Consider the following 19,981-nt stretch of genomic DNA (forward strand, 5'->3'; position numbering starts at 1 on the left):
GTGCTATAAGCAAAGGCACATCATCTACTCGTTCCGTAATAATCTGAAGTTTGTCTTTGTTTAAAATCTCTTGATCTTTTAGTGCCGAATCCGTTATCATTTTAGTCCCTTTAAGTTAAGATAATAAAAGAAGCTACAGTCGAATTTTCCACAAAAGTATGATGAATTTTAACTATTGCAAGCCCTCCATGCGAAATTAATTTTTTCAGATTTAAAATGAGCGAATGGGGAGATATTAAGGTATGTTTTTTTAATAAGAATTTAATACTGCCCGTATCCTTCAGCCTCAAGGTTTTCTTTGGGAATAAACCTGAGAGCAGCGGAATTGATGCAGTACCGCAGCCCCGTGGGGGGAGGCCCGTCGTCAAACACATGGCCCAGGTGAGAGTCGGCATGCCGGCTGCGCACTTCAGTACGGACCATGAACAGGCTTACATCTTTTTTTTCAATAATATTGTCCGGTTCCAGGGGACGGGTGAAACTGGGCCATCCCGTACCGGATTTGAATTTGTCTTTGGAACTGAATAAGGGCTCACCGGACACGACGTCAACATAGATGCCCTGGGCTTTATTGTTCCAGTATTCATTCCGGAAAGGCGGCTCGGTGCCGTTTTGTTGGGTGATTTTGTACTGAAGCGGTGTCAGTTTTGACCGGATTTCACTGTCATGGGGTCGCTGCCAGGATATTTTTTCCATGTTACTGCCCATATCATTTGTACGGCCTTCTTTTTTCATCATGTCCTCCTCCTTTTCCGGGTGTATTGCATCGCCATCCATCGTATCGGAACCTTTATCCTTGCTTTTGTCCATGGGGCGATGGTTTTTCCAGGCCTTTTCGATAAACTTGTCCCGGCCGGATCGCCACCGGTAATACTTGTAACGTGTGGGATTGCGCTTGTAATAGTCCTGGTGATATTTTTCAGCCGGATAAAATTCAACGAACCGGGTGATTGCGGTTACAATGGGCTTGTTAAAGACCATTGATTGTTCCAGTTTCATTTTGGACGCCTGTGCCAGGCGTTTCTGGGTGTCGTTGTGGTAGAAAATTTCAGACCGGTACTGGCTGCCCCGGTCCACGAACTGTCCGCCCGGGTCCGTGGGGTCGATATGGCGCCAGAATACATCCAGTAGATGTCCGTAAGAAACCACTTCGGGATCATAATAGACCTGGATCGCCTCAGTATGACCGGTGGTGCCGTCTGACACGTCCGAATAGGACGGATGACGGATATGGCCGCCGGTGTATCCGGACACGACCTCTTTAACGCCCGCCACCTTCTCAAAGTCAGATTCCGTACACCAGAAACAGCCTCCTGCAAATGTCGCTACTTTCAGCCCGTCTTCCATGATGTTTTCCAGGGCCACGTCTCCGGACATATTTTTTGAATCCATTTTCTCATCGGCATAGGAGAAAACGCCTGCCATCAGGCTAAAAACCACCAGTACACGGATAAAAAATTTTACGATACGTCTGAGATTCACCATCGGGCTCCTTTCACTCAATCATCAAGTTTTTAGGAAATTGGATACTGTCACTTAAAAATGACCCGTCAGTAGACGTTCTAAATTCCATTTAAATTAGCGCCCTTTGGGCGGGCTGTTAGGTGCTGGGTGCTGGGTGCTGGGAAATGGAAATTCCTATACTCTAAATTTATAGGGCCAAATTGCCCTTATAATAATATAGGTCCCGATTAAAGGGAACGTTTTTTCCTTTTGGGGATAGAACTTTCGAATGTTGTTCTGTTCTGTGTCTTGGTGAGCGTTTTTTAACGAAAAAGATTCATATTTAGAATTGCTGTTGCCATGTTTAATGACTTGAGTTAGCCTCACGCATGATATAGGTATGGAACAATTTTAAATATGATTTTATCAGGATGAAGGTTATGGAAAGATATCTACTGGTTATTGTGGTGGGGACGATTGGAGGCCTTTTGGCGCAACGCTTTAATGTTCCCGGTGGGGCTGTTGTCGGGGCTATGATATTCACTGGGATTACGGTTCTGTTTTTACCCAAGGGGATTGCGCTGCCGTCACCTGTGCGCACAGGCATACAAATCATTTTGGGCATCACCCTTGGGGTCTCCGTTGACCGTTCTCTGTTGACTTTGGGGGTCAAGATAATGCCCATGGCAATTTTGAGTACCATTATTCTTTTGACGGTGGCCGTGTGCATGGCGCTTCTGGCAAACAAGCTTGGATTGGTGGATTTTGGTACGGCCCTGTTCGGATTTTCTCCGGGGGGAATGACGGGTATGGCCATTTTAGCCCAATCGGAAAACCATAACGGTTCTTTTGTGGCATTTTTTCATTTGGTGAGAATATTCACCCTTTTTATCGTCATTCCGCTGCTCGTAAAAGTGGTGCTGTATTTGCAGCAGAAAGGGTTTCCCCTGTAGGGACCTGGCCCTGAATTCAGGATTCAAAAATTTTGTCGCTTTTTGCATCCCATGCCTTGGTGATAAATCCCTGGCGGCCGGAACCGATCCGATAGTATTTATAATGGACCGGATTCTTTTTATGGTAGTCCTGGTGGTAGGTTTCGGCCGGGAAGAATTGAGACGCCTCTACCACTTCCGTCACCACAGGAGAATCAAAAATTTTGGCATCATTGATCTTCTGGATCATAGCAAGGGCCTGCTGTTGTTGTTCCTGGGTATGGTAAAATACGGCTGACCGGTACTGGCTGCCCCGGTCCATAAATGAGCCGCCGTCATCTGTGGGGTCAATCTGCCGGAAAAAAACAGCCAAAAGCGCGTCATAAGAGATCAGATCGGGATCATAGGATATCCGGACCACTTCAGCATGGCCTGTGGTGCCGGTGCATACATGCGCGTAGGTTGGATTGTCCACATGGCCGCCCATGTAGCCGGATACAATGTTTTCAACGCCTTTTGTGCCGTCAAATGCCGATGCGATGCACCAGAAGCATCCACCGGCAAAGGTCGCGGTTTGTGTCATAGTTGCCTCCTTTTGACTTTAATTCTCACCAGTTGCCGCTTTTTTTTCTTCGAGTTCTTCCCAGCGTGTATACAGAGATTGGACCAGGGACTGGGCCTGTTCCAGTTTTTTACAGGTGTCTGCCAGAAGGGCAGGGTCCTGGATGACGTCAGGATGCTGAACCTGTTCAGAAAGCGCTTCAACATGTTGTTCAGCATCCATAATTTTTTCTTCTATATGTTCCAGTTCATATTTGTCTTTAAATGAAAATAACCGTTTTTTGGCCGGGGCGGGTTGGGTTGCCTGCTTTTTATTTTTTTCCGCCACAGGCCGCCGGTCTTTTTCCCGGGCAGCCCGGGCCTTGAAAATCTGGCTGAAATTCCTGTAAAATTGGGGCGTTTCTGTGTTATCCAGGTAAAGCATGCGATGGCAGACCCGGTCCATGAGATACCGGTCATGGGAGACAATGATCACTGCGCCGTCAAATTCTTTGATGGAGGTTTCCAATACTTCCAGGGAGAGGATATCAAGATCATTGGTGGGTTCATCTAACAGCAGCAGGTCACAGGGCTGCCGCATGATTTCAGCCAGAATGATTCTTGCCTTTTCCCCGCCGGAAAGCCGTCCCACGGGCATGTCCAGCTGATCCGGCATGAAAAGAAATCGTTTGGCCCAGGAGGCCACGTGAATGGGGCGGCCCTTGTAATTGACGGAATCGCCGCCTGCCGGATTCAGCGCCTCCCGCAGGGTCATGTCCGGGTCCAACTGGGTGCGTTCCTGATGGTAGGTGGCTGTTTTAAGGTTTTCCGCCCATTTTACGGTTCCCTGGTCCGGGTCCAGGCTTTGTTCGATCAGGGACAAAAACGTGGATTTGCCGGATCCGTTATCCCCGACAATGCCGAGACAAAAACCCGGCCCCAGTTCAAAGGTAATGTTGGAAAACAGGATTCTGCCTTTAAATCCCTTGGTCAGGTTATGTACCCGGAGCAGTTTTCGGGTCTGGCGTCCTGTGCCGGAAAAATCAATGTCCATCCGGGCGGTCTGCCGGTTTCTGGCCTTGATTTCGGACAGTTCCTTGCGCAGTTCTTCTGCCTGGTCAAGCCTGTATTTGGCCTTGGTGGTTCTGGCCTTGGGGCCCTGGCGCAGCCACTGGTCTTCCCTGCGCATTTTTGATGCCAGGGACGATTGTTTTTTTTCCTGGGCTTCCAGATATTTATCACGCGCCTGTTCAAATTTGTGATAATTGCCCTGGATTTTGAAAACACCGCCCTGGTAATACCGGGCAATCTCCATGGTGTGGGAACACACGGTCTCAAGAAATGCCCGGTCATGGGAGACGGCCACAAAAGAACACCGTGCGGTGAGCAGCATCTGTTCAAGCCATAAAATGCCGGCAATATCCAGGTGGTTCGTGGGCTCATCCAGCAAGAGCAGGTCCGGTTCCCGGCAAAAGGCCCGGCTAATGGCAAGCCGTTTGCGCCAGCCGCCTGACAGCTCTTTGGTCTTTATGGCTGCATTGGTAAAACCGCCCAAACCTAAGGCGCGGTTTACCCTGCGGTGGCGTTCTTTTTCCTGCAGATCCAGGGATGCCAGACTGTTGAACAAGACCTGCTCAACAGAAAGTTCTGTGTCAAATTCATCTTCCTGGGCAAGATAGACCAGGCATTGGCCGGGCTGGACACTTACGTCTCCTTCATCCGGGGTGCTGAGGCCGCAGATGATTTTTAAAAGGGTGGACTTGCCGGACCCGTTCATCCCGATCAGGCCAAGCTTTTCTCCAGGTTTTATATCAAAGCTTAATCCTGAAAATAAGGTGTCGTCACCATATGCTTTGCACAGTTCTTTTACAGACACTAAAACCGTCATCAGGATCTATCCGCCTGGACCTGGGATGGTTTGAGGCGGCGGTATACCCGTATCATTTTAATCGTGCAAACCAGGACTAACGTCAGGCTGATCAGAATAATAAAACTTGCGGCAAAAAAGGTCATGATAAAGCTGAATGGATCGTTTAAATTATAAGCGCCCCGGATCAGATCAACACCGAAAACAAGGAAAAAAAGGGAGATTAAGATGCATAATATTTGAGCTATCCACCAGAGATATTTCATACTATAGCCTTTAGGCCGTGAAACCCAATCCTTTAGGTTTGGGATATGAGTTTTGCTTTAGCAAGCACGGCCTTACTTTAATGTTAATAAAAGGCATATTATATTTAAGCGTCAGCCATATGCCGGGGCTGAGTAATGTTTGCCTCGCCAATGTTATGATCGGGTTTAACGTAAGCAGCACTGGTTTAACCCCTTAGACCTGTTTAACCACTTACCGTAGAGCAGGGGGCTGGCAAGCACCCTCTGGTACCTATTTCCGATCTAACGTAGTGCGCTAAGCACTCAGGCTGGTCAGCGTGGGGCTTTTACAAGCCCAGGCCTTTTAGGCTTGGGTAGCTGACTCCAGGGAAATACGGCAGTTCGGGCCCGTTACCAGTAAATTATTGGTAACTGTGGACTGGATATGCTCCATTTTGCTTCCCAAAAGAATTTCTTTAATGACACCATGTCCATAAGCACCAAGCACAATCAGTGAGTCGTGGGGAACCTCATACAGCATCCGGTCAAATCCGGAAGATTCATAGAAGCACCATTCGATTACATACTGGTCTACAAGTTCCTCAAGTTCAGAATTCCGGACCATATCCCGGTAAACATCCTCGTTGTCGTTTTCAAGCACGGTATAAATTTTCAAAGGGAATCCGGATGCTATGGCAATTTTAAGCCCGAGAACAAGGGCGTTCATGGCATTGGCGGAACCGCCGAAAAATACGGATATACTTTGCCATGCCTTGAACACGGGGCTTGCAATCAGGATGGGGAAGGTGGCCTGCTTTATCATCCGCCGAACCTTGGGACCCAGGAGGCCCAGTCCTATTTTGGATGACAGATCACTGATTGAGCGTGGCGAGCACATATAATCGAACTGGCTGGATATATCCGGCAGGGTGGAAGCGGTAAAATTTTTGGGCTCATAAAACCTGGGTGGAATGCCGGCCTCATCAAAAAGTGCGATAACATGTTCACGGGCAGTATCCGGAAAGGCTAAGAATGAGTTGTCCAGGTTCACCTGCACCACATCATTGGCAAAATACATTAAGAACTTATCTGTTTTCGGGATATACACAACAGGATGGGCATTAATCGTTTTACAAAAGTACAGGGACTGTAAAAAGGTTTCCCTGCCAAAAGGGGTATTCCTGAAGATATGAAGCAGTTTATAATTCATTGGATGTCTCCTTAGGACCATGAACAGGGGTTAAGGTTATTGTATATTGGTCTGCATAATCAGTTCCCTGCGGTACAGATCAAGTATCCGTGCCTTGGAAATCATCCCGGAAAATCTGTGGTGCTCCACCACCGGGATGTGATCAATGTTGAAGGTCTCCATAAATTCCAATACATCATGGAGATCATCGTCAAAGGATGCCGTCACCATATCCGTATCCATGATCTGGTTAAGAAAGATCATATCATAAAAGGCTGGATCCAGGGCATATTTTCTGATACTTGAAACCCGGACCATTCCCAGGTAATCGCCGGTTTCATCTGAGATAACCGGGTAGTGGTTGCGGTTTGAATTGCGGATTATATTGATAAATTCCCTGAAAACCATATTTTCCGATACAGTGATGTAACTGGTGTCAATGATTTCATTTAAGCTTAAATCCGATAAAATTCTTGCATCTGTCCCGGGCCGCATGAATTCCCCGCGTTCAATAAGGTCTTTAAAATAAAAAGAAGACGGCTCAATAATATGGCTTAACGTAGACGAAATGGAAGAAACCAGCAGCAGAAGTAAAATGGCCTCGTAGCCGCCGGTAATTTCTGCAATCAGAAAAATACTGCTTAACGGGGCCTGCATAACGCCGGACATGATACCGGCCATGCCTAAAAGGGCATAAGCGCCTTCCGAGGTGACTGCGGCATTGGGGAAAACAAACATCATGGCCTTGTAAAATACCACACCGGTCAGGCTGCCGAGGACCAGGCAGGGGGCAAAAATGCCGCCGGAGCCTCCCCAGCCAAGGGTTATGGCCGTGACAAATATTTTTAGAAAAACACCCAGAAATATGAGCCAGAATGCCATGGGAAATGTGCCGCTCACCATTTCCATGATCGGATGATACCCCTCACCCAGCACGATGGGCATAAAAATGCCAATGGTACCCACGGCGCAGCCGCCGATCAATGCCCGAAGCCAGGGGGATACAGGTGTTCGTTTGGCTAAAGCACCAACGCGTCTAAGCGTCCGTGTAAAAATCACGGATATCAAAGCCGTGAACAGGGCAAGCCCGATACTGCCTAAAATATCACCTGCAAAAATATCAAAGGGGTGATGCTGGAAAAGTTCTTTTTCAGGGATAATGGCTTCACTAATCTGTGCGCCGGCCACGGCAGCAATGGCAATAGGAATGATATTGATAAATTTCCATTCCCCGAGAATAATTTCAACCGAAAAAATAAGACCGGCCACAGGGGCGTGAAAAATGGAAGCAATGGCACCTGCCGTTCCACAGCCCACCAGCGTCATGCGCTGCCGGTCATTCAGGCCTAAAAATTTACCGATATTGGATCCTATGGCAGATCCGCTCATGACAACCGGGGCTTCAGGGCCTGCGGAACCGCCGCTGGCAATGGTTAAGAAACTGGATACAAGCCTGGAAAAGGTGGAGCGAAACCGCAAGAGTCCACCGCGCCTGGATACGGCATATATTACTTCGGGCACACCATGACCTGCGCCTTCCCGCACAACCTTGTCAAGAAACAAAAATGAACACAGTGCACCGATGCCGGGCAAGATAAACGCCCAGGCATATTGGCGGTAAGGTGCAAAAAATTCAAGCACCGAAGCCAGGGAAAGCCTTAATGCCACAGCTGCACCACCTGCAAATACACCAACCACTGCGCCGGCAGTCATCAATACAAGCCGGTCATCAAAAAGAAAAAACTTTGCATAAAAAAGGTTATAGATTCGTTTTAGTCTGTTCATGATGGGTTCAGTAAACCACTTACATCGTTTGGGTCAAGTGGAGGGTATCAATTTTTTCAATCAACTCGGATTGTTTCGGGCGGGTTTTTAAAAATTCACTGAACTGCCTGTTCCGTAAACACAGAGAAAGGGCAGAGAGTAGATGGAGGTGAAACTTTAATTCCGGGAACAGAATGAAAAACAGCGTGGATACAGGCTGATTGTCCAATGCATGATAATCCACGGGGGTTTTAAGAAAGCAGGCTGCTACCATGGGGTGTTCAATATAGTCAAGGGGGATTCTTGGGTGGGGAATGGCAATGCCGCCGCCAAGCCCGGTGGAGAGGGCTTTTTCCCTTTCAAGGAGCTGCTGGGTAAGATCTGCTTTAAAATCATCCGGAACCGCCTTAATTTTTTTAACGCATGTGTTAATTACAGACGGCACATCCGGTCCGGTGTCAATATCGTGATACACGCCGCCGGTCTTAAGAGCCGTGTGCAAAGAGACCGGCGTTTCAGCCTCAGAACCCTGGGCAGGTCTGGGCGTCAGGTTGAGGGAAATATGGTTTTTAGCGGCCCAATTTTTTAAATCTCTGGCATGAAAGCTGTAGGTTCTTCCTTTTTGGGACACAGGCAGTTTTCCCTGGCGGATCCAGCGCTCTATGGTTGTACGAGATACCCCTAAAGATTTGCATAATTCAGATATTAGAATTTCCATTTTTTCCTTAACGCCACCTGATATATAATCATCCTCATTGTGACACCCCCCTGCCTTCACTATCGTTCAGGAAGAGGCTTTTATGGGATTGATTACCCAACCGACTACTGCCTGGTTGGAAAATTACCCACTTAAATATTGATGACTTATATAAACCAAACCAGCCGGAATAACAACCCCGCTCAGGGTAATCGCATGTGACTTACCTGCAGTTTAAGGGTCATGGAAACAATAAGGGGGCTACCCAGAGATTGCAGTGGCCTGAAATCCGGAACCTAAGCATTTATAGGCGTGTTGTGTATAGGACCAGCCTTTCCTTTTCAGGTCTTGATCATTCTTTCGGCCACGTATTGGGTAGGGGCGGATTCCATATCCATCCCGAACAGGGCAGATATGGAATCTGCCCCTACAGTTTGGATCAAACAATGATCAAGGCCCCTTTTCAGGAGATTGATGGTTAAGATTATCAATAATATTATAGGGGCTAAATTCCACATTATGAACATTTCGATAGTGATGTAGTCCACAATGGGAATTTGAAATGCCCCCCACAATACTTCTGATATTGAAGGCTGTTTTGAAATAGGCTTAAGCAACATAAATACCGTGCACTCCAAAATTATGCTATTTATCCTTGCGAGATGTCAAAGCAAACTATATATTTCGACAGTCGAACTAGTGGATATAGATATCTCTATAAAGCTTACTATGAAATCTTATTCTCTAAAAGAGATTGAAATGTGGAAACTGATAAAAAGTAGTTACAATGCGACCCGTGGATTAGTTAAATTTTTAGGAGAAGGGACTGAGTTATTAGTCGAGGGTTTAAATGAATGTGATAAAGGTTTAGAAGCACTAAATGCAAAAATGGAAAAATATAAAGGCACACTGTAAATGGGCAAAACAATAAAAAAAGAAGATATTGAAAAGCTATTTGAAAAGTTTTCATATCCTATGACAAGATCAGCTATCACATCAGATCAAAAGAAAGCATCTTTGGGATTGTCAAAGATATTGTGGCTTGCGTTTGTATCGAATAATGATTCTGAAGAAAATATTTACAATACTTTAGATCAAATTGTGAAAAATCATGAAAATAATATATCTTTCAGCTCATTGTACTTTTATAAAATGAAAAAAGCCTTAACAAAAAAAGAAACTCTTATGGCCCAAAAATACTATTCAAATAAAGAAAATTTTAATGAATTAGAGAATTGGTTCAATCAATTTTAGAAAATCAATTCCTTATTGGCCTGCTGATTTTCCAGAGACAAGGGAAGAGCATATCGAGCGGATGAGAAATACACCAACACATCTATGCCGACTTCGATATTATGGTGATGATGAATGGGGAGTCTCATTTTACAGTTATGCACATAACAAGTATGAAACCTCCGTATTTCCCAATGGGAAATTTTTTGATACACCTGAGCTGGCCATTGAAACATCAGCGGAGTTTCATCTTTGATTTGGAGAAAAAAGACTTACTCATCAGTTAACACCATTTCCTTAGCACTAATCCAAAAACATCAAAAAAAGGATTTCCAATATGATAGAAATGATAGATATTGGCCTGGTTGATGCCATCGCTTATCGAATAGAAGGCAAGATCACAGAAAAAGAAATAAAAACGATTCTTGCTATTTTCAAAAAAAAAATCAAGAAGAGTCAACTACCCCTCGGCTGAAGACCGAGGGGCTTGAAAAGGCCCCAAAGTTGACCAGTCTAAGTGCTTCGAGTACTACGTTAGATCGGAAATAGGTACCCTGGGGTACTCGCCAGCTCCAGGTTCTACAGTAAGTGGTTAAACAGGTTTAAGGGGTTAAGCCGGTGCTGCTTGCGCCAAACCCGGTCATAACATTGACGAGGCAAACATTACCTTGGAAACAAGAGGATTTTAAAATTGAGTGTATTTGTTCTGGATACAAACAAAAAGCCTCAGAATCCGGTACATCCGGCAAAAGCAAGACTGCTTTTAACAGAAGGGAAAGCCGCAGTTTTCAGACAGTTCCCCTTCACAATCATTTTGAAAGAGACCGTTTTGGACGTGGCATCAAACCCATTGCGGATCAAGATTGATCCGGGCAGTAGAGAGACCGGAATTGCCGTGATTAACGACGATTCCGGAGAAATTGTTTTTGCCATGGAACTGAGACATCGAGGCCGGCAGATCAAAAATAATCTGGAATCAAGACGAGCCATCAGAAGATCCCGGAGAAACCGGAAAACGCGATACCGAAAACCGCGTTTTGATAACCGGACCAGGGCGGAAGGATGGCTGCCGCCTTCATTAAAAAGCCGGATTCACAATATCGAAACCTGGGTCAACCGGTTGTGCCGGTTTTGCAATATTCAGGCAATTTCAATGGAGTTGGTTCGGTTTGACATGCAGAAGATACAGAATCCCGAAATATCCGGTGTCGCGTATCAGCAGGGGGAACTCATGGGGTATGAGGTACGGGAATACCTTCTGGAAAAATGGGACAGAACGTGTGCCTACTGCGGAAAAACAGATATCCCATTGGAGATTGAACATATCGTGCCGAAATCGAAAGGCGGTTCCAACAGAGTCAGCAATCTGACACTGGCCTGTACGGCGTGCAACAGGAAGAAGGGGAACAAGCCCCTGGAACAGTTCCTTTCAAGGAAACCGCGACTGTTGAAACGAATTCAAAAGCAGTCCAAAGTGCCGCTCAAGGATGCGGGCGCCGTCAACACGACCCGATGGGACTTGTTCCGTACCTTGAAAAAAACCGGACTGCCGGTTGAAACAGGCTCCGGTGGTCTGACAAAATTCAACCGGACGACCAGGGGACTTCACAAAACGCATTGGCTCGATGCCGCCTGTGTAGGGGAAAGCACCCCGGAAAAGATTTTTCAGATCGACAAGGCTGTGTTGATTGTAAAGGCAGACGGTCATGGCTCAAGACAGATGTGCAGAGTAAACAAGTTCGGATTCCCCCGGACAACAGCAAAGTCAACTGAGAAAAAAGTCAAAGGATTTCAGACGGGAGACATCGTCAAGGCGGTTGTCACTTCCGGCAAAAAGGTTGGAACGTACACCGGGCGTGTCGCTGTCAGAAAAAGCGGATCGTTTAACATTAAAACAGTGGACAAAACAGTACAGGGCATTAGCTGGAAATACTGCAGGCGGCTTCACGCATCTGACGGTTATTCCTACAATACGACGTGCTAAGGTCCGGTGCATGGGCTACTAAATTATTATAAGGAGAGCGGCAATTCCTCCCCTGAGCTGAAGACTCAGGGGTTTCCTTGCCGCATTTTATGAAAATCAAACTGGGCCCGTTGCTGCGGGCCATTCGAAATTCACGGCATCTGACCATCAAAGATGTGGCAACAAAAGCCGGGGTCAGTTCAAGTCTGTTGTCCCAGATTGAACGCAACCGCATATCCCCGTCCCTGGATACCCTGCTGGAATTGCTGGAGGTTTACGGGGTCTCTCCGGAGAAATTTTTCAAAGATTATGAAACCATGAACCGGGTGGAGATTATCAAAAAGGACCAGCGCCGGGTTTACCAGCGTAAGGGGTTTAAATATGAAACCCTCTGCGGACTTAGTCAATCCAAAGGCAACCACTCATTTTCCGCCTTTTTTCTTGAGCTTGCACCCGGCCAGCAGCGGGGGGATGAACATGACGGCCATCTGGGCCGGGAACTGGGGATTGTGGTTAACGGTTCCGGCCAGTTGATTTACGGCGGTGATGTCTACAATATCAGTGACGGAGATGCCCTGTCTTTTTCGTCGCAGATACCCCATGTGATTAAAAATACGGGTGAAAATTTGTTTCAGGCGTACTGGATTGTCACGCCGGCGGATGGTGAAGATTATTTTGGTGAAGGAAATAATATATAAAATGGAGAGTGCCATGGGAAAAACAATTGCTGAAAAAATTTTTGACACCCATCTGGTGGACAAACCCTTCGGGGATGTCAGCGTGCTGCGCCTGGACCGGGTTTTCTGTCATGAAATTACCACCCCGATTGCGATCCAGGACCTGGTTGCAAGGGGAAAAGACCGGGTGTTTGATCCGGATAAAATCAAGGCGGTGATTGATCATGTTTCACCGGCCAAAGATTCCAAAACCGCCATGCAGGGAAAAATTCTGCGGGACTGGGCCTTGCGTCACAACATAAAAGATTTTTTTGATATCGGTCAAAACGGGGTCTGCCATGCGCTGTTTCCCGAAAAAGGATTTGTCCGTCCCGGATTCACCATCATTATGGGCGATTCCCATACCTGTACCCACGGGGCATTTGGGGCCTTTGCCGCGGGCGTGGGCACCACCGATCTGGAGGTGGGTATTTTAAAGGGGGTGTGTACCTTTAAACAGCCCGAAACCTTTAAAATTGAAATTACCGGGACCCTGCGGCCGGGCGTATACGCCAAGGACATCATTCTTGAAGTGATTCGTCAGATTTCCGTGAACGGGGCGACCAACATGGTCATTGAGTTCACCGGACCCGTGGTGGATGCCATGGGCATGGACCAGCGCATGACCCTGGCCAATATGGCCGTGGAGGCCGGTGCCACCTCAGGGATCTGTCTGCCGGACATGACAACGGTACAGTATCTGTGGCCGTTTATTAAGGATGAGTTCCAGACGCCGGAGGACGCCCTGGCCCAATATTCCCGGTTCTGTTCCGATCCGGATGCCGTCTATGCAAAGGAAAAAACAATTGATATCAGTACCCTTGAACCCATGGTGACCTTTGGGTTCAAACCGGACAATGTTAAACCGGTGTCCCAGATGACCGATACCCACGTGGATCAGGTTTACATCGGCTCCTGTACCAACGGGCGTCTGGAGGATCTTCGTGAGGCAGCCGCCGAGCTGGCAGGCAGAAAAATCAATCCCCGGGTTCGGGCTATTGTATCTCCTGCCACGCCGGATATTTTCAGTGCGGCACTGGATGAAGGGCTGATTAAAATTTTCATGGATGCAGGCTTTTGCGTAACCAACCCCACCTGCGGGGCCTGTCTTGGGATGAGTAACGGGGTGCTGGCTGAGGGGGAGGTGGCGGCGTCCACCACAAACAGAAATTTTAACGGACGAATGGGTAAAGGCGGAATGGTTCATCTCATGAGCCCGGCCACGGCTGCGGCCACCGCGATCCATGGCGTGATTACGCATTCTGACCGGTTTAAACGTTAGGGGGAACGATGAAAAAATTTGAAGGAAATATGCTCTGCCTGGACCGGGCAGATATCAATACCGACGAAATTATTCCGGCCAGATATCTCACGGAAATTTCAAAATCCGCCTTGAAACCACACCTGCTTGAAGATTTAATCCTGGACGGCTTTAATCCTCAGACCGATTTGAAAGATATCCGTGTGATTTTATCCCGGGGCAATTTCGGGTGCGGCTCTTCCAGGGAGCATGCGCCCTGGGCCTTGGAAGTCAACGACATCAACGTGGTGATTGCGCCGAGCTTTGCCCGGATTTTCAGGCAGAATATGTTCAATTGCGGCATGATGGCCATTGAACTGCCCGAAGATAAGGTCCAGGCCCTGTTTGAACTGGGTGCCGACAAAACGGCCCGGATTCGTATAGATGTGGAAAACGAAACCCTCACTGCAACAGATGGCAGTGGTAAAGAATTGAAACTTGATTTCCATATTTCCAAATTTGACAAAGCCCTGGTGGAAACCGGGGGATGGGTAGAGTTTGCGGATAAAAATTATTAATCAGCACCTGAACGAAAATCTCGCGTTTGGACGGCTCGTAAGCGGGCATAAGCCCGCAACGTTACCCGGATGCAAGGCCCATAAAAACATAAAAGCCTCACAACCCTATGCTTGTGGGGCTTTTATGTTTTCAGCTTTATTGTTATTTAATTTAATCATATTGGTATAATCCGGCGCTTCAGCGCGATTGATTAGCAATCAAGGTCTTGACATTCAGTCTTAATTGGGTACGCTAAAAAAACAGTTCCAGAGAAATTCCAAAGGAGGCTTAGTTGTACGCAGTGAATAAATTGAGTGCCAAGATTCGGGGTGCTTGCACAATGATCCTGATTATTCTGGCAGCCGTCGGTGTTATTGACCTGGCCCCGACCCGGTGCGAGGGCATTCCCGCCTTTCGTTTCAGCGGATACGGAACATTAGGCTATACTGCAGACGACCGAAGCGATCTGGTTCCCATCCGGGATTTCAGCCAAGAGCCTGAAGATAGATACAAGACGGATTCCACAACCTGGCGACTGGATTCCCGAATCGGTTTACAGGGATTTTACCGGATTTCTCCAAAATGGGAAGCCCTGGTTCAAGGGGTCCTGCGCGATCAGGTAGAGCAAAATTTTAACAATATTCTGGAATTGGGGTATCTGCGCTTCAATGCCTCCGGTGAATCGGAATTTCGGATCGGCAGATTTGGCTATGACGTCTTTTTGATGTCTGACACCCGAAACATCGGCTACGCAAATTTATGGGTTCGTCCGCCAACGGAATTTTACGGATGGGTACCGATCTATTCGGTTGATGGAATCGATTCTCTGGTTCAATTCGATATGGGCCATGCCACATGGCAGTGCAAGTTACAGGCGGGTAAAAGCACAACCGATCTGCCCATGGGCGGTGATACGTATGACCTGGAAACAGATGGCCTTTTTTCTGTGACCCTGTCCAGACATGACGGTCCCCTCTCTTTGAAAGCGGGGTATTCCCAGTTTACCCTGCAAAACGAAGCACCGCCCTTTTACGATCTCCATCAGGGGCTGGAATCTATGGCATCGGCAACCCAACAAACTTTTCCTGATATAAGTTCAGAAGCGTCATATTTAAGACAGCACATCGCATTTAAAAATAATACAATTCGTTATTTGACCCTGGGGGGCAGATACGACAACGGCATATGGGTGGCCCAGGCCGAACTGAGCCATACAAAATCCGATACGAACATCATGCCCCACGGTAACATGGGCTACCTCAGCCTGGGAAGACGCATGGGCGACTGGACGCCTTATATTCTTTTCAGCTTTTTTCGACCGACAAATGACATTTATCGAAAAACATCGGACTGGTCGGCGATCGGTCAGCAATCCTTTCAGGACCAGGCGGTTTATCTGATCAACAGCATGCGGACAGACCAGGAAACCTATTCAGCCGGTGTGCGCTGGGATTTTCACAACCAGGCGGCCGTCAAGATACAATGGGACCACTGCCGAATCAAGCCTTACTACGGACTGTGGTACAAACCGATTGATGCCTCTTACCACAGCAGTCGCATCAATCTTCTGACCTTTTGCCTGGAGTTTGTCTTTTGAAGCGTTACCGGCCCATATGGATTTGGATAATCTGCCTGGTAATGGCAAATACCACCGTTTCAGCATCGGATTTGGTCGTGATTGTTCATCCTGACAATCCCATGACCCGGATTTCCCAAAAAGATGTATCCGATATGTTTCTGGGCCGGCAGCGGACTTTTCCAACCGGAGATCCGGCACTGGTTTTAGAAGCAAATCGAAACAGTTCCATTCGGGAAACATTTTTTTTACGGTTGAACGGTATGACGCTCAAGCGCTTAAATGCCTATTGGGCACGGCTTCAATTCAGTGGGAATGTGCAACCACCGCCTGAGATGGAAAACAGCCAGGCGGTTCTGGCGGCGGTCCGCCGGCATCAAAACGCCATCGGCTATATTGATGCCGGTATATTGGATGATACGGTTAAATCGGTATTGCGGTTAAAAGAATAATTTCATGCTTATCCGGTTTAAAAGCCTTCATACCCGTTTAGTTGTATATGTCAGTATCGGCCTTTTAATGTTTGCTTTGTTAGCCGGCGGCTTCACCTACCGGTATACCTATGGGGTTATCTTAAAAATCACTCAGACCCTGCTGAACCAGACGGTACATATGGTCCAGTCACAAGCCGAAGTCGCCGTTTTTGCCAAAAATAAGAAAATCGGAAATGACATCACCAGCAGCCTGATGAAAAGTCCTTTGTTTAAGGCGGTCAGGCTAACTTCTTCAGACGGGTTTCACCTACAGGAACCGATCTCCGAGGCGACTGCTTTTACAGCCGGCCGGTCTTATCCGCTGTTTTCACCCGTCAACCCGAATGAGATCATCGGTTCCCTTGAAGTCGTTCCCAATCAGGCGTTTGTACGAGCCGGTGTGAACCGGATGGCCGTATCCCTGACGCTGCTGCTTTTGCTTCAATTATTGATGGCAACCACTTTAATTATATGGGTATCCCGAAAGGTCCTCAGCCGGCCGATATCCGAACTGGCGAACTTTGTGAGTAAAATAGAACCCGGGAACCGTGCTCATGCCCATATCTCAGAAGACCATGCAAAAGATGAAATCGGCCTGCTGGCCCAAAGCATAAACCGGTTGATCGATGCGGTTGAATCCGCTTTGGAAGACAGTTTTAACGCCAAACAGGCCGCGGAGAATGCCACCCGGACCAAAAGCCGCTTCCTGGCAAACATGAGCCATGAGATCCGGACGCCCATGAACGCCATTATTGGTTTATCCGAGCTGGCACTTTCACAGGAGATGTCTAAAAAGTCAAAAGAGTACCTGAGTACCATTCATTCATCCGGTGAATCCCTGTTGGGAATTATCAATGATATTCTGGATTTTTCAAAAATAGAAGCAGGTCAAATGAAAATAGAGTCTGTTTCCTTTGATCTCGAAGAATTGCTCAATAACCTGGCCCGGATGTTGATTATCAGTATACAGGAAAAAGAGCTTGAACTCATATATGATATCCATCCGGATGTTCCCCGCTGCCTGATGGGTGATCCGTTGCGGGTAAACCAGGTGCTGGTCAATCTGCTCAACAATGCGATAAAATTTACAGAAGCCGGTCAGATTCTTCTGACCATCCAGCCGGCAGGACCGGGTGTCCAACCAAGGGAAGATTTGATTTTTTTTGAATTCAGCGTTGCAGATACCGGAATCGGTATCCAAGAAGCGCAGTTGGATAATCTGTTTACCGCCTTCAGCCAGGCCGACATGTCAATCACTCGTAAGTACGGCGGTTCCGGGCTTGGGTTAAGTATTTGCAAGCACCTGGTGGAATTAATGTCCGGCGAGATTCACGTAGACAGTACACCCGGCAAGGGAAGCCGGTTTTATTTTACGGCCGGGTTTAAACCGGCTGACCCGACCCCGGCCTGTCAGATATCACCATTATTACCCGCCCGGGCCCTGATTGTTGATGACAACGCCCTCTATCATCCATCAACCGGCGCACAAGGGAAACAATCCATTTTCCAGGACGATTTGGCTATCGGGCTGGAACGGATTCGAGGCGCTCGAATTCTGGTGGTGGAAGACAATGTCATCAATCAACAGGTCATTGAGGCGTTGCTCAAGAGTCAGGGCTTTTTTGTTGAGGTGGCCTGTAACGGTCAGGAAGGCGTTAATGCGGTCAAATCAAAGTCAGGTTATGCCGCTGTACTGATGGATATCCAGATGCCGGATATGGACGGGTATACGGCCACCCGTAAAATACGTGAATGGGAAGCCGCCCGAACCGCTCCGTTCCCGCCGTTGCCGATTCTTGCAATGACCGCCCATGCCCAGAGCGAAGATCGGAAACGTTGTTTAGAAGCCGGCATGAATGAGCATATCACCAAACCCGTTCATATCAATCACCTGATGCGGATTCTGGTTCGATTGATTATTCCCGGCACACTCAAAATGACGAGCGTCAATGAACTGAAAAATTTATCAGACGAACCGGACAATGGGTGGACCGCGCCCTCCGGCAGTATTGACTGGGATGCGGGTTTGACAACCGTGGGCGGTTCAAAAGACGCCTATAAAAAAATTTTGAAACAATTCATAGTACACCATGGCATGGCGCATCAAGATATCAGAACCGCGTTGATCGACAATCGTTTTGACGAGGCCATTGATCTGGCGCATGCCCTGAAAGGCGTGGCCGGGAATATCGGGGCCCGGGCCCTGTATGATGATCTGGTTCACTTGGAATTTTTTTTAAAAGAATCAAATCGGCAAAAGGCGCTTGAACAGCTTAAAGGCGTTTCAGTCTGTCTGACCGACGCGATTAATGCGATAACGCCGATCATATCAGATACGGAAACGACAGATCAACCGGGTGAAACAACGCTTACCCACCTGCCGGCCGATAGCATCGCCAAGGCGGAAAACATCCTGGAACGGATACGGTCCGGCATTTATTCGGATATTACGGAATCCGGCAGGCAGGTTGCCGAACTGGCCGGTCTGCTGGGCCGTCTCCCTGATATAACATCAATTCAGGCCGCAATTGACAATTATGACATCGACCTCGCGATAGCGGGCATGGATCAGCTGGCGTTAATTCTGGCTGATTTGAAAAGGGGTCAACACACTGATGGGTAACACGGAAATGGTTCAAAAAAAATTCCAGCGTATTTTAATCGTTGATGATGCCCCGGAAAATATAGCGGCGTTAGCTGCTTTGTTGAAAGAATCTTACATGATTGTCGCCGCTCGAACCGGGGAGCAGGCCATACACATGGCCCAGAAGACCCGCCCTGATCTGATTTTACTGGATATTGTCATGCCGGGAATGAATGGCTACGATGTCTGCCGTCAACTCAAACAGGCGGACGGGACAAAAGACATTCCGGTCATTTTCATTACCGCCCTGTCCGAAGCCATAGAAGAGGCCAATGCATTCAAGATAGGGGCTGTTGATTATATCACCAAGCCATTTCAGCCCCTGGTCGTCAAGGCGCGGGTACAAACCCATCTCAATTTGAAAATGAAAACCGATATGCTGGAAGCCTTGGCGTCCCTGGACGGTTTGACGAACATCCACAATCGCCGGAAATTTGACGAAAACATAGCACATGAATGGAAACGGGCAATCCGCAATCAATCCCCCTTGTCCCTTATTTTAATGGATATCGATTATTTTAAGCACTATAATGATCTTTATGGCCATGCAAGTGGGGATGAATGCTTGAAAAAGGTGGCCGCCGGCTTAAATGAGACCCTGCAGCGGCCTAACGATTTCCTGGCCCGCTATGGTGGTGAGGAATTTGTCGCAATTCTGCCGGATACCGACTTAAAAGGGGCTGAATACATCGGCAATAAAATTCACGGAATGATGGATGGCTTGAATATCCCGCATGCAGCCTCCAAAGCCGCAGATCATGTTACCATGAGTCTCGGTATTTGTACGGTTTTGCTGGGTCATGTCAATCCGTCTCCGATACAGTTGGTCGAGGCTGCGGACCAATTGCTTTACCAATCCAAAGTAGCCGGTCGAAATCGATTTACCAGTCGGTTCATCCACCTGTAACTCGACTATTTGCAT

Annotated in this window: 19 protein-coding genes; 12 read left to right on the forward strand and 7 right to left on the reverse strand. The window is 47.6% G+C overall.

Annotated elements, in window-relative coordinates; all coding sequences use genetic code 11:
• Positions 1–261 precede the first annotated feature (261 nt).
• Complete coding sequence (gene msrB, locus HXW94_RS12915; protein WP_343054616.1) at positions 262–1,485, reverse strand: peptide-methionine (R)-S-oxide reductase MsrB; 1,224 nt, start codon at positions 1,483–1,485, stop codon at positions 262–264.
• A gap of 398 nt (positions 1,486–1,883) precedes the next feature.
• Between msrB and HXW94_RS12920 the strand changes: the two genes are divergently transcribed.
• Positions 1,884–2,396: an AbrB family transcriptional regulator gene (locus HXW94_RS12920; protein WP_178367318.1), complete on the forward strand. Its 513-nt coding sequence runs from the start codon at positions 1,884–1,886 to the stop codon at positions 2,394–2,396.
• Positions 2,397–2,412: 16 nt separating this feature from the next.
• Here the strand turns inward: HXW94_RS12920 and msrA are convergent, their stop codons facing one another.
• From msrA to HXW94_RS12950, 6 genes are all read right to left on the reverse strand, one after another.
• Complete coding sequence (msrA, locus tag HXW94_RS12925; protein WP_178367319.1) at positions 2,413–2,958, reverse strand: peptide-methionine (S)-S-oxide reductase MsrA; 546 nt, start codon at positions 2,956–2,958, stop codon at positions 2,413–2,415.
• Between the two features lie 18 nt (positions 2,959–2,976).
• Positions 2,977–4,803, reverse strand: a complete 1,827-nt coding sequence (gene abc-f / locus HXW94_RS12930; protein ID WP_178367320.1) for a ribosomal protection-like ABC-F family protein — start codon at positions 4,801–4,803, stop codon at positions 2,977–2,979.
• Positions 4,803–5,048: a hypothetical protein gene (locus HXW94_RS12935; RefSeq protein WP_178367321.1), complete on the reverse strand. Its 246-nt coding sequence runs from the start codon at positions 5,046–5,048 to the stop codon at positions 4,803–4,805. Before HXW94_RS12935 ends, abc-f begins: the two co-directional genes overlap by 1 nt.
• A 322-nt stretch (positions 5,049–5,370) precedes the next feature.
• On the reverse strand, positions 5,371–6,216 hold the full coding sequence (locus HXW94_RS12940) for a universal stress protein (protein ID WP_178367322.1): 846 nt from the start codon (positions 6,214–6,216) through the stop codon (positions 5,371–5,373).
• Positions 6,217–6,252: 36 nt separating this feature from the next.
• Complete coding sequence (locus HXW94_RS12945) at positions 6,253–7,980, reverse strand: chloride channel protein (protein ID WP_178367323.1); 1,728 nt, start codon at positions 7,978–7,980, stop codon at positions 6,253–6,255.
• Positions 7,981–7,999: 19 nt separating this feature from the next.
• Positions 8,000–8,677, reverse strand: a complete 678-nt coding sequence (locus HXW94_RS12950) for a PTS sugar transporter subunit IIA (RefSeq protein ID WP_178367324.1) — start codon at positions 8,675–8,677, stop codon at positions 8,000–8,002.
• Between the two features lie 738 nt (positions 8,678–9,415).
• Between HXW94_RS12950 and HXW94_RS12955 the strand changes: the two genes are divergently transcribed.
• The 11 genes from HXW94_RS12955 (at position 9,416) to HXW94_RS13005 (ending at position 19,966) form a co-directional block, all read left to right on the forward strand.
• Entirely contained in the window at positions 9,416–9,571 is a 156-nt protein-coding gene (locus HXW94_RS12955) for a hypothetical protein (RefSeq protein WP_218576710.1), read from the forward strand.
• Positions 9,572–9,910: a hypothetical protein gene (locus HXW94_RS12960; RefSeq protein ID WP_178367326.1), complete on the forward strand. Its 339-nt coding sequence runs from the start codon at positions 9,572–9,574 to the stop codon at positions 9,908–9,910.
• A gap of 316 nt (positions 9,911–10,226) precedes the next feature.
• On the forward strand, positions 10,227–10,364 hold the full coding sequence (locus HXW94_RS12965) for a hypothetical protein (protein ID WP_178367327.1): 138 nt from the start codon (positions 10,227–10,229) through the stop codon (positions 10,362–10,364).
• Positions 10,365–10,580: 216 nt separating this feature from the next.
• Positions 10,581–11,873 (forward strand): RNA-guided endonuclease IscB, encoded by a 1,293-nt coding sequence (gene iscB, locus HXW94_RS12970; RefSeq protein ID WP_178367328.1) that lies wholly within the window; start codon positions 10,581–10,583, stop codon positions 11,871–11,873.
• Positions 11,874–11,950: 77 nt separating this feature from the next.
• Positions 11,951–12,550 (forward strand): helix-turn-helix domain-containing protein, encoded by a 600-nt coding sequence (locus HXW94_RS12975; protein ID WP_246293967.1) that lies wholly within the window; start codon positions 11,951–11,953, stop codon positions 12,548–12,550.
• A 13-nt stretch (positions 12,551–12,563) separates the two neighbouring features.
• A complete protein-coding gene (locus HXW94_RS12980; protein ID WP_178367329.1) occupies positions 12,564–13,850 on the forward strand; it encodes a 3-isopropylmalate dehydratase large subunit in 1,287 nt (428 codons plus the stop codon).
• An 8-nt stretch (positions 13,851–13,858) separates the two neighbouring features.
• Entirely contained in the window at positions 13,859–14,386 is a 528-nt protein-coding gene (gene leuD, locus HXW94_RS12985; protein ID WP_178367330.1) for a 3-isopropylmalate dehydratase small subunit, read from the forward strand.
• Positions 14,387–14,667: 281 nt separating this feature from the next.
• Positions 14,668–15,963 carry a hypothetical protein gene (locus HXW94_RS12990; protein WP_218576711.1) on the forward strand — a complete coding sequence of 432 codons (1,296 nt, stop codon included), beginning with the start codon at positions 14,668–14,670 and terminating at the stop codon, positions 15,961–15,963.
• Positions 15,964–16,004: 41 nt separating this feature from the next.
• Positions 16,005–16,394 (forward strand): type 2 periplasmic-binding domain-containing protein, encoded by a 390-nt coding sequence (locus HXW94_RS12995; protein WP_178367332.1) that lies wholly within the window; start codon positions 16,005–16,007, stop codon positions 16,392–16,394.
• A 4-nt stretch (positions 16,395–16,398) separates the two neighbouring features.
• The gene (locus tag HXW94_RS13000; protein WP_178367333.1) at positions 16,399–19,038 is read left to right on the forward strand and encodes an ATP-binding protein; all 2,640 of its coding nucleotides are present in this window, start codon (positions 16,399–16,401) and stop codon (positions 19,036–19,038) included.
• The gene (locus tag HXW94_RS13005) at positions 19,031–19,966 is read left to right on the forward strand and encodes a diguanylate cyclase domain-containing protein (RefSeq protein ID WP_246293973.1); all 936 of its coding nucleotides are present in this window, start codon (positions 19,031–19,033) and stop codon (positions 19,964–19,966) included. Before HXW94_RS13000 ends, HXW94_RS13005 begins: the two co-directional genes overlap by 8 nt.
• The last annotated feature ends 15 nt before the right edge of the window (positions 19,967–19,981 follow it).

Source organism: Desulfobacter latus (genome assembly GCF_013389365.1).
GTDB lineage: Bacteria > Desulfobacterota > Desulfobacteria > Desulfobacterales > Desulfobacteraceae > Desulfobacter > Desulfobacter latus.

Bases quoted from the DNA above. Each gene is read 5' to 3' on its own strand.
- msrB (WP_343054616.1), bottom strand. From the start codon at position 1,485: ATGGTGAATCTCAGACGTATCGTAAAATTTTTTATCCGTGTACTGGTG.
- HXW94_RS12920 (WP_178367318.1), top strand. From the start codon at position 1,884: ATGGAAAGATATCTACTGGTTATTGTGGTGGGGACGATTGGAGGCCTT.
- msrA (WP_178367319.1), bottom strand. From the start codon at position 2,958: ATGACACAAACCGCGACCTTTGCCGGTGGATGCTTCTGGTGCATCGCA.
- abc-f (WP_178367320.1), bottom strand. From the start codon at position 4,803: ATGACGGTTTTAGTGTCTGTAAAAGAACTGTGCAAAGCATATGGTGAC.
- HXW94_RS12935 (WP_178367321.1), bottom strand. From the start codon at position 5,048: ATGAAATATCTCTGGTGGATAGCTCAAATATTATGCATCTTAATCTCC.
- HXW94_RS12940 (WP_178367322.1), bottom strand. From the start codon at position 6,216: ATGAATTATAAACTGCTTCATATCTTCAGGAATACCCCTTTTGGCAGG.
- HXW94_RS12945 (WP_178367323.1), bottom strand. From the start codon at position 7,980: ATGAACAGACTAAAACGAATCTATAACCTTTTTTATGCAAAGTTTTTT.
- HXW94_RS12950 (WP_178367324.1), bottom strand. From the start codon at position 8,677: ATGGAAATTCTAATATCTGAATTATGCAAATCTTTAGGGGTATCTCGT.
- HXW94_RS12955 (WP_218576710.1), top strand. From the start codon at position 9,416: ATGTGGAAACTGATAAAAAGTAGTTACAATGCGACCCGTGGATTAGTT.
- HXW94_RS12960 (WP_178367326.1), top strand. From the start codon at position 9,572: ATGGGCAAAACAATAAAAAAAGAAGATATTGAAAAGCTATTTGAAAAG.
- HXW94_RS12965 (WP_178367327.1), top strand. From the start codon at position 10,227: ATGATAGAAATGATAGATATTGGCCTGGTTGATGCCATCGCTTATCGA.
- HXW94_RS12980 (WP_178367329.1), top strand. From the start codon at position 12,564: ATGGGAAAAACAATTGCTGAAAAAATTTTTGACACCCATCTGGTGGAC.
- leuD (WP_178367330.1), top strand. From the start codon at position 13,859: ATGAAAAAATTTGAAGGAAATATGCTCTGCCTGGACCGGGCAGATATC.
- HXW94_RS12995 (WP_178367332.1), top strand. From the start codon at position 16,005: ATGGCAAATACCACCGTTTCAGCATCGGATTTGGTCGTGATTGTTCAT.
- HXW94_RS13000 (WP_178367333.1), top strand. From the start codon at position 16,399: ATGCTTATCCGGTTTAAAAGCCTTCATACCCGTTTAGTTGTATATGTC.
- HXW94_RS13005 (WP_246293973.1), top strand. From the start codon at position 19,031: ATGGGTAACACGGAAATGGTTCAAAAAAAATTCCAGCGTATTTTAATC.